General features: G+C 60.4%; 11 protein-coding genes. All 11 read right to left on the minus strand.

Going from position 1 to position 14,896, the window contains the following annotated elements:
* Positions 1-4: 4 nt before the first annotated feature.
* Entirely contained in the window at positions 5-1,588 is a 1,584-nt protein-coding gene (locus tag HV782_RS00330; protein WP_186743926.1) for a hypothetical protein, read from the minus strand.
* A complete protein-coding gene (locus tag HV782_RS00335; RefSeq protein WP_186743923.1) occupies positions 1,585-3,888 on the minus strand; it encodes a type VI secretion system Vgr family protein in 2,304 nt (767 codons plus the stop codon). The genes HV782_RS00330 and HV782_RS00335 overlap by 4 nt, the downstream gene beginning before the upstream one ends.
* Before the next feature lie 28 nt (positions 3,889-3,916).
* Positions 3,917-4,918 (minus strand): serine/threonine-protein kinase, encoded by a 1,002-nt coding sequence (locus HV782_RS00340; RefSeq protein WP_186743921.1) that lies wholly within the window; start codon positions 4,916-4,918, stop codon positions 3,917-3,919.
* On the minus strand, positions 4,915-5,643 hold the full coding sequence (locus HV782_RS00345) for a PP2C family protein-serine/threonine phosphatase (protein ID WP_003229555.1): 729 nt from the start codon (positions 5,641-5,643) through the stop codon (positions 4,915-4,917). Before HV782_RS00345 ends, HV782_RS00340 begins: the two co-directional genes overlap by 4 nt.
* The gene (tssM, locus tag HV782_RS00350) at positions 5,643-9,182 is read right to left on the minus strand and encodes a type VI secretion system membrane subunit TssM (RefSeq protein ID WP_186743919.1); all 3,540 of its coding nucleotides are present in this window, start codon (positions 9,180-9,182) and stop codon (positions 5,643-5,645) included. Before tssM ends, HV782_RS00345 begins: the two co-directional genes overlap by 1 nt.
* Before the next feature lie 13 nt (positions 9,183-9,195).
* Positions 9,196-10,071, minus strand: coding sequence for a type IVB secretion system protein IcmH/DotU (gene icmH, locus HV782_RS00355; RefSeq protein WP_016985783.1), 876 nt, complete (start codon positions 10,069-10,071; stop codon positions 9,196-9,198).
* Positions 10,072-10,076: 5 nt separating this feature from the next.
* Positions 10,077-11,408: a type VI secretion system baseplate subunit TssK gene (gene tssK / locus HV782_RS00360; protein WP_123469904.1), complete on the minus strand. Its 1,332-nt coding sequence runs from the start codon at positions 11,406-11,408 to the stop codon at positions 10,077-10,079.
* A gap of 2 nt (positions 11,409-11,410) precedes the next feature.
* Complete coding sequence (tssJ, locus tag HV782_RS00365) at positions 11,411-11,911, minus strand: type VI secretion system lipoprotein TssJ (protein ID WP_123469906.1); 501 nt, start codon at positions 11,909-11,911, stop codon at positions 11,411-11,413.
* A gap of 5 nt (positions 11,912-11,916) precedes the next feature.
* A complete protein-coding gene (gene tagH / locus HV782_RS00370) occupies positions 11,917-13,113 on the minus strand; it encodes a type VI secretion system-associated FHA domain protein TagH (protein ID WP_123469908.1) in 1,197 nt (398 codons plus the stop codon).
* 18 nt (positions 13,114-13,131) lie between these two features.
* The gene (locus tag HV782_RS00375; protein WP_003229566.1) at positions 13,132-13,272 is read right to left on the minus strand and encodes a hypothetical protein; all 141 of its coding nucleotides are present in this window, start codon (positions 13,270-13,272) and stop codon (positions 13,132-13,134) included.
* Between the two features lie 93 nt (positions 13,273-13,365).
* On the minus strand, positions 13,366-14,886 hold the full coding sequence (locus tag HV782_RS00380) for a sigma-54 interaction domain-containing protein (RefSeq protein ID WP_186743911.1): 1,521 nt from the start codon (positions 14,884-14,886) through the stop codon (positions 13,366-13,368).
* Positions 14,887-14,896 lie beyond the last annotated feature (10 nt).

The raw sequence follows: 14,896 nt of genomic DNA on the forward strand, positions 1-14,896 counted from the left end.
TTATTTAAGCCTCAAGCCGCAAGGAATCTAGTGCACCATGTTTTTTCGCCAACGATTTCTTTCGATTATTCACAGCTTTCTTTACCTCATCCTCACCATAGTGAAATGCTGTATGTTTTGCGTGGCTAGCCTCAGGAGACCCACTAAGAAGAGCTGCGGCATGTTCCTCTGGACTTCCAGAAAGATGATACAACGGAGAAAAAAACAAATGCCTTGAAAAAGAGTCAAGCACCTGTCTGCGCATTGTATCCCCCACAGCTTTACTCAAATTTAGGGAAATCCATTCTTTACTCATCTGTACCATCAAGTCATTCTTTTTGGCTTTTGAGGGCTTCGCGGGTTTTGTAGAAGCTTTACCAGTAGATTTCTTCCCAGATACTCTCGATGCGCTTTTACCGTTAGCCTTATCGGGAGCACTACCGCCACCTTGGGCGTCCTCCACAGGTTCTAAAAGTTCGCTTAATTTTGGTTCGCCAGAAACCCCAAGCTTTGAGTTAATGCTAGGCTTTCGAGTATTGTTGATCTTTCTCAAAAACTTTGGGGCATCTTCGTCCTTGCTCGCTTTTGCTTCGACAATTGCAAATTTTTTTCCTCCATTGGTAGCAGGATCAGCTCTCCATACCGCATCAATACCTGTACCGTTAGCGGGATCAGAAAGCTTATAAAGAACATTGCTGTTTTTCGGGCTGCCACCTTGAGAAAGTTTTCCAAACTTAGTTGCGCCGGGTTTACCTTCCAACCATTTACCATCGGATCCTTTGTCATGCCCATCCCAGTCCACGCCCCACTTGAACTCTACTGCACATATATAGTCGGCAATGTGTTCTCCACTCACTCCCAAACCTTCGTTTGAAATATGATAAGACTTCTTTCCCGTCTTGTTTTTATCTACAGAATTTTGCCGAGTTTCACTGGCACCGCTCTTGCCTTGTGCCGCAACTGAGGGATCTTTGCCTGCTGGTTTTTTAACTTTAGCTGGCTTACTTGTACCCGATGCCATTGAGGAAGAGTTACGCTGCATCCCCTTCCATTTAAACAGTCGCTTTTCTACTATCCCTATCATTTCTGGCATATTGTCGCGAGCGGTAGCAAGCACAGTAACGATAGTTGACTGAGTCCAAGCAGGTAAACTTTGGTATGTAGAAGACCCTTTAACTCCACCTATTATTTCGTCTAGCTCAGCCCGCAGCGTTGAAGCATCAAAAATTTGCTTTAATAGTTCTTCTGGACTCGTTTTAACACCACACTCATCCAACACAAAACGCAGCAGATCGAAAAGTACTGGCGCGAAACGCTGAGGGTCGCGATTGACGATACGCAAGCTCTTCTTGAGTCCGTCACCCGGACCGGGAATCCAACCGATGACAGCCATCAGCAAATCAAACTTTGCGTCCTCTTTACCCTCTGCAGTTCCAGCATTGTAGAGATCAATGGAGGACTCCACGGTATCGTAAGCATCAATGGCTTGACCCAGGAATGGCACTGCACCCAAAGCAATGCCTTTTGCCAGCTCAACAGCGGCCTCTTGGTATGCGGCTTTACGATCTTCATCGCCTGCGGCATTCGTCGTTTGCAAATCCTCACTCATTTCAGCCTCCCTGCGGCTTGCTCAATCAATGCTTGTAAATCAACTTGAGCGGGATCCAACCCAAGTTTTCGCAGGTCTGAATTGACCTTGTCATCGGAATTCTCAACTACTTTGACTGACTCACGGTCGAAGGGTCGTGGATCTTCACCGTAATAAACTTCAATTGGACCTGGCGGAACATCTTCCAGTCGAGCGAATCCCTTAGCATCCAGGATACCTTCACGGCTAGACCCATTAGCGAACTCGACACGATAAGAGGCACCTGGCACAGGTTCAAGATTGCTTTGGTGCAAATTCAATTCAAGCCACGTTGGATTGGCTTTCCCCGCCTCTAGCACCGCCCCAGCTTTCGCTGCGTCAGCCAGTCCGGGCAAACCTGGAACTTTGATACCAATTCCTGAACCAGTTCCAGCAGCCCCTCCAGCATTGATCTTCACCACCGGCCCAACCACCGTCACGCCGCCAGCATCCAGCTTGATAAAGCTCCCACCCCCAAGAATGGTCAGCTCTGTCCCCGCCTCAATAACAATCTTGTCCCCAGCCTTGAGGTGAATCTCTTTCCCCACGCTGGTCAGTTGCGCCGTACCGAGTTTGACGTGTTGGTTCTGCCCAATCGTCAGGTGATCATCCAGCTTCGCTTCGATCTTGCGGTCGCTGATGGTGGTGCGGTGTTCCTCGGCCTTCAGCTCGGTATAGGTGTTCTTCTCGACAGTATCGTGACGTTCATTACCGACCCGAATCTTCTGGTCATGCTCAACGTTTTCATCCCAATCGCGCTGGGCGTGGATGTAGATCTGCTCCGCACCTTTCTTGTCTTCAATACGCAGTTCGTTGTAGCCGCCACCACCCGGTGAGCTAAGCGTTTTGAACACACTGCGAGTCTTGTTCGCCGGCAGTGCATACGGCACCGGGTTTTCCTTGTGGTACAGGCAACCGGTCACCAGGGGTTGGTCGGGGTCGCCTTCGAGGAAGGTGACGAGGACTTCCATGCCGACGCGCGGGATGCTGATGGCGCCGTAGCGGTCGCCGGCCCAGGAGCTGGAGACGCGCAGCCAGCAGCTGGTTTTGTCGTCGGCCAGGCCTTCGCGGTCCCAGTGGAATTGCACTTTGATGCGGCCGTATTGGTCGCAGTGGATTTCTTCGCCTTTGGGGCCGGTGACCATCGCGGTCTGGCTGCCGAGTACGCGTGGTTTCGGGTGTTCGAGGGCCGGGCGGTAGAACACGTCCCACGGGGTGGCGAGGAAGGTGTTGCGGTAGCCCTGGTGGAAGTCGTCCTTGTTGTCGGTGGTGTCGCTGGTCACGCCTTCTTCGAGAACTTGCGGCTGCTTACCTTCGTGAAAGATTTCGGTAAGCAGCCACAGGTCGTTCCACTCGCTGCGCGGGTGGTCGGACATGGCCATGAAGTGGCCGCTGACCAGTTTGGTCTGGTCGCCGCGGCCTTCGGCCTGGCGGTAGTCGGCGCGGTGGCGTTCGAGGGCGCGCTGGCTGAGGAATTTGCCACGGGCGCGGTCGATGAAACGGCCCGGGTAGTCGTAGTCTTCGAGATCCGGCTCAGTGCTCTCGCCTTCGGGTTTGTAGGCGGCTTCCATTTGCAGGCGCGGTTTTTCGAAGTCGTAGTCGCGGCGCGTGGTGCGGCTGGTGCGGGTTTCCAGGCGCAGTTTGAAGCCTTTGATCACCGGTTCGTCGGCGACCATGCCACTGCCTTGCACGTACGCGGTTGGCTGGCCGAGGTCGGGGAACACGGTCTGGTCGTCGCCGAACACCAGCAGGTGGGCTTTTTCGCTGTGCTGGAAGTGGTAGTGAATGCCTTCCTCCTCGCACAGGCGCTGGACGAAATGCAGGTCGGTTTCGTCGTACTGCACGCAGTAGTCGCGATCCGGGCACGGCTGGCTGAGCTGGAAGTTGTAGGCGTTGCCCTTGATCCCGTGTTCGTCGAGGATCAGCGCGATGATTTTCGGCGCCGACATTTGCTGGTAGATGCGCTGGTTGGTGCGGTGATGCAGGTATTGCAGTTGCGGCACCAGCGAGACCTTGTAGCGGGTCAGGCGCTTGCCGGCATCGCCTTGGGCGACGCGGTAGATCTGGCCGTGGATGCCTGAGCCTTGCGGATCGAATGCGAGAAATGCCTGCTTGTGCAGGAGTTTTTCCAGGTCCAGATCAGGGTTTTCGCTGACCAGTTCGAGGTCGAAGCGAAACGGCTGGCTGATGCCTTCGGTGCCGGTGAACGACAGCACTTGCAGGTCGCCCACGTAGTCTTCGACCTTGAGGCTGAAGTGGGTTTCGTTAGCTGGGTTGAACATAAAGTGCTCCCTGTTCGAATGTCGTCCGTTACGCCCGAAGCCGCAGACGTTGCAACCAGGACGAAGTGGCGCCCAAAGCGTCACGCAATTGGTCGGCAGTGATGGTGCGCTCTGCCGCATTGAAGCTCAGCGCGGTTTTTAGCGCTGGCCAGCCGTGTTTTGGCAGGTTCGCCGGCGCTTGCAGCTCGCGCTCCAGGTGCTCGTCGCGGGCCTGGGTCGAGGGCAAGCGGCGGAACGGGTGTTTGCCGCTCGCCAGTTCATAGATCACGCAGGCCACGCCGTACACGTCCGCGCTGGCCGACAACGGTTGGCCCTCAAGCAGTTCGGGGGCGGCGTAGCCCGGGGTCCAGGCGTTGAAACGCTCACGACTCAGGTGCGGCAGACCGGGCAGCACGCCTTGGTCTGCCTGGCCGAGACCGAAGTCGAACAGGCGCAGGCCGTCTTCGCTGAGCATGACGTTGCTCGGTTTCATGTCACCGTGCAGCACGCCGCGACGGTGGGCGTAGGCCAGCGTGTCGAGCAGCGGCAGCGCGATGTCGCGCGTTTCTTTCCACGGCAGGCCGAGGGGCCGCTCGCAGAGCAATTTGTCCAGGGTCAGGCCACGCATGTATTCCATGGTGATGAAGGCCCGCTGGCAGTCGGTGTCGACTTCAAAGGTGTGCGCACGCACGACGTTGTCGTGGCGCAGGCGTCGGGTCAGGGCGAACTCGCTGTAGAGCAAGGCACTGGCGTCCGGCGATTCGGCAAATTCTTCGCTGAGGATTTTCAGCGCAATGTAAGGATCGGGATCGCCGAACTGCTCGTGCAGCAGATCCCGCGCCCGATAGACCGCCCCCATGCCACCGGCCCCGAGCAGACGCTCGAGGTGGTAGCGACCGGCGAGTACATCCGGCAGTGCACCGATGCTGGCCTTGGTTGGCGCCAGCAACGGCTCGGCTTTGTTTGCCTTGGCGAAGGCGAAGTAGGTCAGGTTGTTGGCCTGCTCTTCGCTCATCAGCAAGTCATCGACTGCGGATTCGATTTCAGTCATTGGCGGATCACCACGGCCGTCAGGTTGTCCCGGGCGGCGCCACGCAGGGCGCCGTCGAACAGACGTTCCAGCGCCACGTGCGGCGCGCTGAGGCTGAGGGCGTTGCCGAGGGCATCGCTGCTCAGGCCCTGATACAAACCATCGCTGCAGAGCAAAAACGCATCGCCCGGATAGACCTCGAGTTCGAGGACATCCAGGGTCAGTTGTTCGGCGGCGCCGACGGCTCGGGTCAACGCCTGAGCCGCCGGGTGCGCTGCCGCTTGTTCGACGCTCATTTGTTGCTCGTCGATCAGTTGCTGTTGCAGCGAATGATCCTTGGACAGCTGATACAACCGCTGCCCACGCCACATGTAACAACGGCTGTCGCCGGCCCAGATGCAGGCCGCGCGATTGCCTTCCACCAGCAGCGCCACGACGGTGCTGCCCATGATGCTGTCGTGGCGCCCGGCGGTGACCGTCAACTCCTGCCCCAAACGCCGGTTCAGCCAGTGCAGGCACTGGCGGATGGCTTTGAGGCGTTCGTCGAAGTCCTCGTGTTGCGGCAGTTCAGCCAGGCTGGCGACGATCAACTGGCTGGCGATGTCGCCACCCTGATGACCGCCCATGCCGTCCGCGACCACCCACAGCCCCTGCTGCGGATTGTCGAGGAAGGCATCTTCGTTGCGCGCCCGCACCTTGCCCGGGTCGGTACGCGCCGCGCTGCGCCAGGGACTGGCCACCAGCATCAGAGCTGCACCGGCATACGGAAGGTGCGCAGCACGCCCATGTCGAACGGATTCGGCGTGCGCTGGCTGGTCAGCAGGTAGTTGGCGCGCAGGCCACCCACGTCGGCTTTCAGCACCAGCACGTCGCGACCGGTCAGGTACTCGGTCTGCATCAGGTCGAACAGACGGAACAGCGACCATGGGCCGGAGTTCTTCTCGATGCCGATCGGACGCCCCGCCATCTTGTCCATGACCAGGCTGGTGCGACCGTCTTCAGCATCGGTCGGCCACTTGAACGACATTGGCAGGATCGGACCGTGGCGGTACTCCATGGTCTTGTCGCCGAACTTGAACTCGGAACGGCTCACGGCCGGGTCGAGGGTGTACGGCTCCAGTTTGAACTGCACGGTCGGCTCGGCCGGGTTGATCGAGAAGAAGCTCTGGCGAATCGTCAGCGCGGCGGCCATCTGGTCGAGGTACATCTTCGATACCGGCAGGCTGTGGCCATCGACGCTGCGCATCCGGTAGTTGCCCGGATCACCACTGACGAACGGACGCATGTAGCTGTCGAAGAAGCGGTCGACGGTGCCTTGAGCCCGGAAGAACTCGCGGAAATCGCTGATCGCTACGTCACTGGTGCTGCTGGCGCTGAACGGATAACGCTTGTTGATGGTTTTGCCATACACGCTGTACAGCTCGTTCTGATAACGGCCGTTCAGGTATTGGTAGGCATCGTTGAGCACCAGACGCCACGAGTCTTCGGCCAGCACGTTGAACCACACGCTGAGCGGACGCGGCAGGCGACCCGAGGCAGCACGCAGGTTGGTCAGCGCATCACGCTGGCCGCTCATGCGGGTTTTCGCCATTTCGAACGCGGCTTGTTCCGGTGTACTGGAACGGGCCAGACCGGACAGTTGCAGCTGCAGGTCGTTGAGCGCGCTCAGCGCAGGGGTCAGGTCTGCCGCCGGGCCGTTGTTGTCATCGAGCAGACGATGCAGCGGTTCGAAGCGGCGTTGCAGCGACTTCTTCGCGGTGTCCGGCAGGGTCTTCGCCACGTTCAGGGCCGAAGCCTTGTCCGCTGCGGCGGCGGCCAGTTTGCCGACTTTACCCAGTTTGCCCTTCTGCCCCGCCAATGCATCGGCGGCATCACCGGCTTCATCCACCGGATCGGCGGCGGCCGGGAAGCGTGTGTTCTCGCGTACTTCAGTGAGCAAGGCCAGCACCGGCGAGTTGGCCGAGGTCAGGCCCGCCAGTTGCTCGGCGCCTTCACCGGCGTCGCTGATTGGCGGCAGGGCCACCTGGCCAACGGCTTCGCTCCAGTAGTTGGCGTAGTCGCGGAAGTACAGTTGCTCCAGCTCGACCATCAGGCGACGCAAGTCCATGTCGCTGATGCCCGCACCTTCGCCCAGCACCCAGTTGTCACGCAGGATGTCGGTGACCAGCGCCGAGCCCTGCACCGAGAAATACTGCTGATAACCGGTTTGCGTGTAGAAGCCCGGAATCACGTATTCGGTGCCGATAAACAGCGAGCCTTGTGGGCCGAGGTGTTGGCTGAAGCGGTAGTCCGGCAGGTTGCGCGCCTGCTCGCGGAGCATGCGATACACCACGGTGGCCAGCGATTCGCTGCGCAGGACCTGACGCGCCTGGGTCACCAACTGTTCGTTCAGCGGGTAGATAAACGGCTGCTTCAGCAGACGCTCCAGGTGCGCATTCAGACCGTTCTGCACCGCGGTGTTGCCGGTGTAGCGCTGCGACCAGTCAGTGGCGACCCAGTCCTTGAGCCACGCGGCATCGCGACGGTCCTTCATGTTCAGCATCAGGTACGCGCGCAGGCTGTTGAGCAGGCGGTCGCGGTCCTTCATGTTGGCGCGGATCTGCCCTTCGAGCAGGGTGGCAACCCGTGGCAGCAGTTGCTTTTCAAGCTCGCGCTCGTAAGCCTCTTTGACCACTGGATTGACGTCTTCACCCTGATACAGACCGCCACGCTCGTGGTACGACACGTCGCCCTTTTTCGGGAACACCTGGGTCGCGGCGTAGCTGGTATCGAGGGTTTTCAGCGCGCCCATCGCGTCATCACGCGGGGACAGCGCCGAGCGTTGTTGCGTCCAGTTCTGCGCCAGATTGCGCAGGTTTTCCAGACGCTCATAGTTGGCCGAAAAACCGCCCGCCCAGAGCATGCCGAACAGCGCCAGTGCCGCCAATGCGCCGACGTACAGCGCACGTTGGCCCCAGTTGATGCGGCTGCGTTCGCGCTTGTCCAGACCGGCCAGATCGGCCTCGGGGAAAATCACCTGGCTGAACAAATGGTGGATGAACCGCGAGCGACCGCTGCGCAGGGTCGGCAGCACACCGGCATTCACACCCAGATTCGCGCCGATGGCGGCAGCCGTCTCGTCCATTTGCTGAACCAGGTGGGGTGCGCTGGTCAGGTAGAAACCACGCAGTTGCGTGGCCCGCTGGTAACGGTTGCCGGTGAACGCCATGTCGACGAACAGGCACAGGTGCTCGCCGATCTGCCCCAGTTGATGCGGGAAGTCGAGAATGCGGCCACGGCGCTGCGTGTCACGCTCGGAGTGCATGCGCATGATCACTTGGCTGTTGAGGCGACGCAGCAGTTCCTCGAACTCGCCGCGCAGCACAGCCACGTCGGTGCCAACCTGGTCCTTGCGGAAACTGGTACCCAACACCTGATCGCTTTCCTCGCGGGTCAGCTGATCGAAGAACTCGTCGAAGCCCAGCAGTTTGTCGGCCTTGCTCAGTACCAGATACACCGGCACGTCGACGTGCAGCTTCTGATAAATCTCTTGCAGGCGACCACGCACTTGGCGCGCCAGGGTGTCGATGTCTTGCTCGCTGCCACCGGTGAGGATTTCCACCGGGATGGTCACCAGTACGCCGTTCAACGGACGACCGCGACGACGCTTGCGCAGCAGTTCCAGCAGGGTGGTCCAGGCACTGCCGTCGACGTCTTTCTCGCCTTGGGTCATGTAACGTCCGGCGGTGTCGATCAGCACACCATGGTCGGCGAAGTACCAATCGCAATGACGAGTGCCTTGGGTGTCGCGGGTCAGCTTGCGGTCGATCTTGTTGATCGGGAATTCCAGACCGGAGAAGTCCAGCAGGCTGGTCTTGCCGCCGGACTGCGGGCCGATCAACAGATACCACGGCAGTTCGTTGCGCCAGCGCTCGCTGCGGCCGCGATACAGGCTTGAGGTTTTCAGGGTTTTCAGCGCGTCTTTGAAACGCGCTTTCAACTCTTTCTCCTCGTCGTCGATCAGCTCTTCGCGGCGGATCCGATCCTGGCCATCTTCGGTGGCTTCGACTTCTTTCTTGCGTACACCGGCGCGCCAGCTGACGAAGACCATGGTCAGGCCCCAGATCAGGAACAGCACGGCGATGGTCAACAGGCGAGAGGTCGGGCTCTCCCAGAACTTGTAGTCATCGACCGCCAACAACGGGCCGACAAACCACACCAGCAGCGCCACGAACAGCACCAGCAGCAGGGTCCAGACCCAGGTCTGGCGCAGGAAGGCGCCGACTTTCTTGAAAAACTTTTTCATCACACGTCCCTGTTTACGGCTGCGACTGCGGTTGCACCGCGGCCGGATCAAGCGGCTGATAAGGTTGCAGAACGGTGTCGCGCTGCTCGCCCAAGACCCAGGCGAAGCCCGAATACATCACCACCAGACAGACGAAAGTGAACAACACCACCATCCACGCCGGCACGATGCGCACCAGGTTGCGACGCTGATCGTTGAGGCCTTCCCAGTGCGGCGACAGCTCTCGCGGCACGTCGCCACGCAGTTGACGGATCTGGCGGTACAGGGCGTCACGGATGCCTTCGAGTTCGAGCATGCCGCGCGCCTGCACGCGGTACTTGCCCTCGAAACCGAGGGACAGGCACAGGTACATCAGCTCAAGCATCGGCAGGTGCTTGACCGGGTTCTTCGACAAGCGATCGAGCAGTTGGAAGAACTTCTCGCCACCGAAGGTTTCGTTGTGGAAGCTGCTGAGCAGGCTCATCTGCGACCATTCGCTTTCGTTGCCCCACGGCGTGGTCACGACGGCTTCGTCGACCACGGTGCAGAGCACGTAACGGGCGGCCATCACCTGGCTGCTTTCGGCGCCATTGTGCAGGGCGCGCACTTCAAACAGCTTGAGCCCGGCGGTCAGGCGCTCGTTGAGCGCGTACAGGTCTTCGCGGGTTTCGCTGTGCTTGAGGCGCACCACTTCCGACAGCAACTCGGACGAGGCCGCCACCAGCGAATTGAGGCTGATGTTGAACGCCTCCGCCGGACGCAGGCGCGCGGCGTAGATCATGCGTTCTTCCAGTTGCTCGAAACGCGGCGGCGCGGCGAAGTCGGTCAGCGGACTCGATGCCGGTCCGTGGCCCTGACGATCGAGCAGGACGGTTTTGTCGTCCTGGTTGTAATCCGTTTCCTTGATCATGTCGGTCAGTTCCTGATGGCCCAGAATTTCAGTTCAAGCTCGGCGAATTCGCCGGACACGTGGAACGCGAAGCCGCCGGAGCGCTCGAGTTGTGCCAGGTCTTCGGAACTGAGTTCGAGGATGAAGTAGGTTTTGTTCGAGTGGAACGCGATCTGCCGTGGAGCGACGGGCAATGGTTTGACCTTGATCCCCGGCAAGTGCAGGTTGACCAGTTGGCGAATGCGCTCCACCGGGCCGACCTTGAGGTGCGCCGGCAAGCGGTGGCGCAGTTCTTCGGAGTCGCAGTTGGCACTGGCCGCCAGCACGAACGACGCCGAGCCGAGCAGTTTGTGGTCGTGCAACGGCGACACGATGATGCCGTACTGACGCGCTTGCAGGATCAGCTCGATGGCGTGCTGTTCGAGCACCATCGACAGCACCTGACGGATCGCTTCCATCAGTTTGCGGAAGCTGCCGCCCTGGTCGGCGTGGGAGTAGCGGCTGTCCAGACGCGGACGTTTGCTCTCGCCGGAGAAGGTCGCCAGATCGCCGAGCATGGTCAGCAGCGTGCGGTACAACTCTTCCGGGTGCACCTGCTCCAGGCCGAGGTAGTGACGCAGCAGCAGTTCGGTGCGGTTGATCAGTTGCAGCATCATGAAATCGCCGACTTCCGCACCGCCAACCTTGCCGTTGGAGCGAATCCGCTCGGCAATCGTGTCGCCACGGTGGTTGAGCATGCTGATGACTTCTTTCAGGCACGACAGCAGGTAGCTGGAGGCGTGGGCCTGAATGTAGGTCGGCACAAAATCCGGATCGAGGCTGATCACGCCGTCGGGCGTGGTATCGAGCACGTCGCAGATCTTCAGCTTCACGTAGGCCTGATCGCTCTGCTGCTCGCCGAGCAACAGTTTGAAGTCCGGACGACCGCAGCTGACCTGGCTGGCGGAATCGTCGCCGGCGTTGGAGTCGGCGACTTCGGCGTCGTACGCGGTGTAACGCGCCAGCACGTCGGACTGCTCCGGACGGCGCGCTTCGATATGGTTACCGGTGACCAGCGGCAGCGCCAGGTAGATCGGCGTGTTGCCGGTGTTCGGCGGTACGTCCAGGGCCAGCGGCTCGGTGTTGCCACCGAGTTCGAACAGGCTGCCGTCCGGCAGAATCCCCGAGGCTTCACTGATCACCAGTTTGCCCATGTTGAGGAACTGCAGGTCGATCTCCAGATTGAGGAAACCCCAGGTGTAGCCACCCAACAATTGCGTGCGGGTTTTCATCTGGTGATCGTAATAACGATCGTTGTGCTGGAAGTGCTGCGGACGCAGCAGCATGCCTTCCTGCCAAATGACTTTATGGGTATTCATGTTCAGTCATCCGCCTTGGCGAGCACTTGATGAGTGTTGCGGATGCCGGTCTGGTCCAGGGTCAGATCGACTTCGGTGACTTCCAGCGGCGTGATCTGCACCGTGTAGCGCCACTGGGTTTCCGGCAAGTCGCGGTAAGCGGCGAGAACGCCGACATAACCGCTGCCCTCTTCCACCTTGAGTTTCATCTCCACGGTTTCACCCGGGCGCAGTTCGAGTTCTTCGCTGGCCACCAGGTCCGGGTTGAGGGATTCCTTGGCGCGCTCGTAGAGACTGAAGAAATCCGCGTTCTCGAAGGTTACCGGGTGCTTGAGTTCGAACAGGCGCACGACGATTGGCGAAGGGCGGCCGTTGAGGTCCGGGTTGAGCTGATCGCTGCCGGTCAGTTTCAGGTTGATCTTGGTCACTTTCGAGTACGGCGACAGCGACGAGCAACCGGCGAGCAGCACCAGCATGGTGAGCGCAGTCAGCGTCTTGAAAAAAGCGGTCGAGCGGCGAGACATGCGCATCATCCTTGGTGGTCGGTGTGGAGGGTGGAGATCAGGCGGATCTGTTCTTCATAGGCCTGGGCGAAGTCGCGGGCCAGCAGACGCTCGCTCCAGTCATCGTCCTGACGCAGTGCCTGGTGGTAGCGGCCGAACGCTCTCCAGCGTCCGCCCGACGTGGCGATCAACGGCTTGTTGTCGCGCTCGAAACGCAGGGTCAGTTGTTCCGGGGAGAAGTGCTCCAGCGTGCCGCGTACGGCGGCGCGGCTGGCGGTCAGCAGTGCCACCTGATGCGCCTGCAGATCGCGGAACGCGCGGGAGATGGCTTGCTCGGCCGGCAGGTGGCCGGGTTTGCTTGGCTGCAACAGAATCTCCAGTGCTTCGCTCGGATCGACGGCGAACTTCAGCGGGTTCTTGTTGGTGCCTTGCACGGTGGTCTGGGCCAGACGCAATTCGTTTTTCAGCTCCGAGCGGGTACGCAGGCTCTGCTGCAAACCGCCGATGCTCTGCCGCAGCAGGCGCGCGGCGTTCAGTGCCAGGGCTTCGCGTTCGTCGTGGCTCAGGCCTTTGACGTCCACACCCAGTGCGGCCCCGAAGTGCTCCCAGAAACCTTCGCTCTGACGCTCGACGGCTTTCGGTGCCGGAGCGGGTTCAGGTTCGGCAGGCGCGGCGATCAGCTCCGGCACCATCAGGCTTTCCATGTCGATACGTGCGTAGTCGGCACGCTGGCGGGAATCTTCCGGCTTGGTGTTCGGCGCCAGCAACTCGTCGATTTCCGAGTAGACGCGCTCTTGCTGTTCGAGGGCGTTGAGCGGGTCGAGATCGAGGAACGCGTCATCGGGAATGATGCTGCCGGCAGCACGCGGACGGCCGACTTCCCCGTCGAAGGTCGCCGGGTCACGCACCAGGCGCGCGCGAATTTCGAAGTCGCCGAGCACGTAAGTGCTGCCGTGCTCGATCCGCACCGGCTCGCCCTTGTGCAGACGTGCTCCGCTCGAACCGTCCTGCACGCCGTTGCTGCTGGTGTCGGTGAGGAAAAACGTGCCTTCGCGGTAGCTGACAATCGCGTGGTGATTGGACAGGTGACGCTTGCGGTCAGGGATGATCCAGTCGCAGTCCTCGCCCCGCCCGATCACGCCGCCGGCCTGTTTAAAGGTCTTCTGGCACAACTCGGTGGGCACGAACTGCTTGGTGTTCAGCATTTCGAAAACCAGTTCCATGTTTGATGCTCCTTGCGGTCACTTGCCGCGATTGACCGCTTGCGGATCACCCAACGGGCGATAGTCGTTGTCGTTGAATTTGTAGTTGCCGCTACAGCCGCCCAGGCCGCATAGAACGACGAGGGTCAGCAGGACAGCGTGCCAGTGACGAACAGACATCAGAGGGTCTCCAGGTGTAGACAAAGCACAAAGCGCCGACCCTTGCGGGCGGCGCTGAAATGAGGTTTTGCGGGAAAAACGATGATCTTTTGCCTACCCATCGAAATCTCCCAGATTGATGTTCAGGCGGCCGAGGCGGTACAGCAGCGTGCGTCGCGGCAGGCCCAGTTCGCGGGCGGCGAGGGTCTGGTTGCCATCGTTTTTGCGCAGGCAATCGAGCAGCAGCGTGCGCTCGACCTGCTCCAGGCGTTCGCGCAGATTCAGATGGCTGTTGTCCTCCGGCATCGGCTCCATGCGCAGGGAAAAATGCTCGGCCAGCAATTCGCCGCCTTCGCACAGCAACACCGCGCGCTCGACCAAAGCCTTGAGTTCGCGCACGTTGCCGGGGAAGTTGTAGCCGGACAGGTGTTCCAGCGCCGCGCTCGACCAGCGCACCGGATCGCGTTGCAAATACGTGCAGGTCTTCTCGGCGAAGTGCTGGGCCAGTTCGAGGATGTCGCCTTCGCGCTGGCGCAGGGCCGGCAGCTCGATCGGGAATTGCGCGAGGCGGTAATACAGGTCCTCGCGGAATTTGCCTTCGCTGACCAGCGTCGACAGATCGCGGTGCGTCGCGGCGATGATGCGCACGTCGATCTTGTGGGTGTCGTTGGAACCCAGCGGCCGGATCTCGCCTTCCTGCAACACGCGCAATATCTTCGCTTGCAACGACAACGGCATGTCGCCGATCTCGTCGAGCAACAGCGTGCCGCCATTGGCCGCATCGAACAGGCCGGCGCGGTCACGGTCGGCGCCGGTGAACGCGCCTTTGCGATAGCCGAACAGTTCACTTTCCAGCAGGTTTTCCGGGACCGCCGCGCAGTTCTGCACGATGAACGCCTGGGAACGACGCGGGCCGCAATCGTGAATTGCCCGGGCGACGACTTCCTTGCCGGTGCCGGTCTCGCCGCGCAACAACACGGTGTACGCGCTGTGCAGGACCTTGCTGATCAGCGAATGGGTCTGGCGCATCGCCGCGCTTTTGCCGATCAGGCCGTAACCACTGATGCTTGGCACGCTGCGCGCCACCGTGGCCGATTCCGCCAGCGGCTGACGCAGACGCTGCAGCAAGTGCAGTTGGCCGAGCACGAACGAACCGAGCTGCCCGAGCGAGTCGGCAAAGCCTTGCAGGTCAACGCGGCGACGGCTGGCACACAGCAACAAACCTTCCACCGCCTTGTGCTGATTGACCAGCGGCACGCACAGCAGCGACTGCCACGGCGAAGCCGCCGCCGGCAGAAAGCTGGTTTCGTGCAGGCTGCCGCTCAAGTCGGTGAGGCACACCACGCGGTTCTGGCACAGGGCGAACTGCAGCAGTTGCTCACCGTTGTAGTCCGCCGGCAGGCTCGCCGCTTCGCGCGGTTGCAGCGCGCCGTCGAGGCATTCGGCGTTCATCCCCAGGCAGGTGTGGGTGGCGTCGAGCAAATACAGTTGCGTCAATTCGCACCCGCTCAGCTCGGCCAGACCGCGCACGAAGTCACCCAACAACGCAGCACCGTCCGCCGCCCGCGACAGGCTGGCGAATTGCGCCAGCAACGCTTCGGCGTAGACCAGTGGCTGCGGCACTTGAGTGAACATCACACCCACC

Source organism: Pseudomonas monsensis (assembly GCF_014268495.2).
Classification (GTDB): domain Bacteria; phylum Pseudomonadota; class Gammaproteobacteria; order Pseudomonadales; family Pseudomonadaceae; genus Aquipseudomonas; species Aquipseudomonas monsensis.

Bases quoted from the DNA above. Each gene is read 5' to 3' on its own strand.
- HV782_RS00330 (WP_186743926.1), bottom strand. From the start codon at position 1,588: ATGAGTGAGGATTTGCAAACGACGAATGCCGCAGGCGATGAAGATCGT.
- HV782_RS00335 (WP_186743923.1), bottom strand. From the start codon at position 3,888: ATGTTCAACCCAGCTAACGAAACCCACTTCAGCCTCAAGGTCGAAGAC.
- HV782_RS00340 (WP_186743921.1), bottom strand. From the start codon at position 4,918: ATGACTGAAATCGAATCCGCAGTCGATGACTTGCTGATGAGCGAAGAG.
- HV782_RS00345 (WP_003229555.1), bottom strand. From the start codon at position 5,643: ATGCTGGTGGCCAGTCCCTGGCGCAGCGCGGCGCGTACCGACCCGGGC.
- tssM (WP_186743919.1), bottom strand. From the start codon at position 9,182: ATGAAAAAGTTTTTCAAGAAAGTCGGCGCCTTCCTGCGCCAGACCTGG.
- icmH (WP_016985783.1), bottom strand. From the start codon at position 10,071: ATGATCAAGGAAACGGATTACAACCAGGACGACAAAACCGTCCTGCTC.
- tssK (WP_123469904.1), bottom strand. From the start codon at position 11,408: ATGAATACCCATAAAGTCATTTGGCAGGAAGGCATGCTGCTGCGTCCG.
- tssJ (WP_123469906.1), bottom strand. From the start codon at position 11,911: ATGTCTCGCCGCTCGACCGCTTTTTTCAAGACGCTGACTGCGCTCACC.
- tagH (WP_123469908.1), bottom strand. From the start codon at position 13,113: ATGGAACTGGTTTTCGAAATGCTGAACACCAAGCAGTTCGTGCCCACC.
- HV782_RS00375 (WP_003229566.1), bottom strand. From the start codon at position 13,272: ATGTCTGTTCGTCACTGGCACGCTGTCCTGCTGACCCTCGTCGTTCTA.
- HV782_RS00380 (WP_186743911.1), bottom strand. From the start codon at position 14,886: ATGTTCACTCAAGTGCCGCAGCCACTGGTCTACGCCGAAGCGTTGCTG.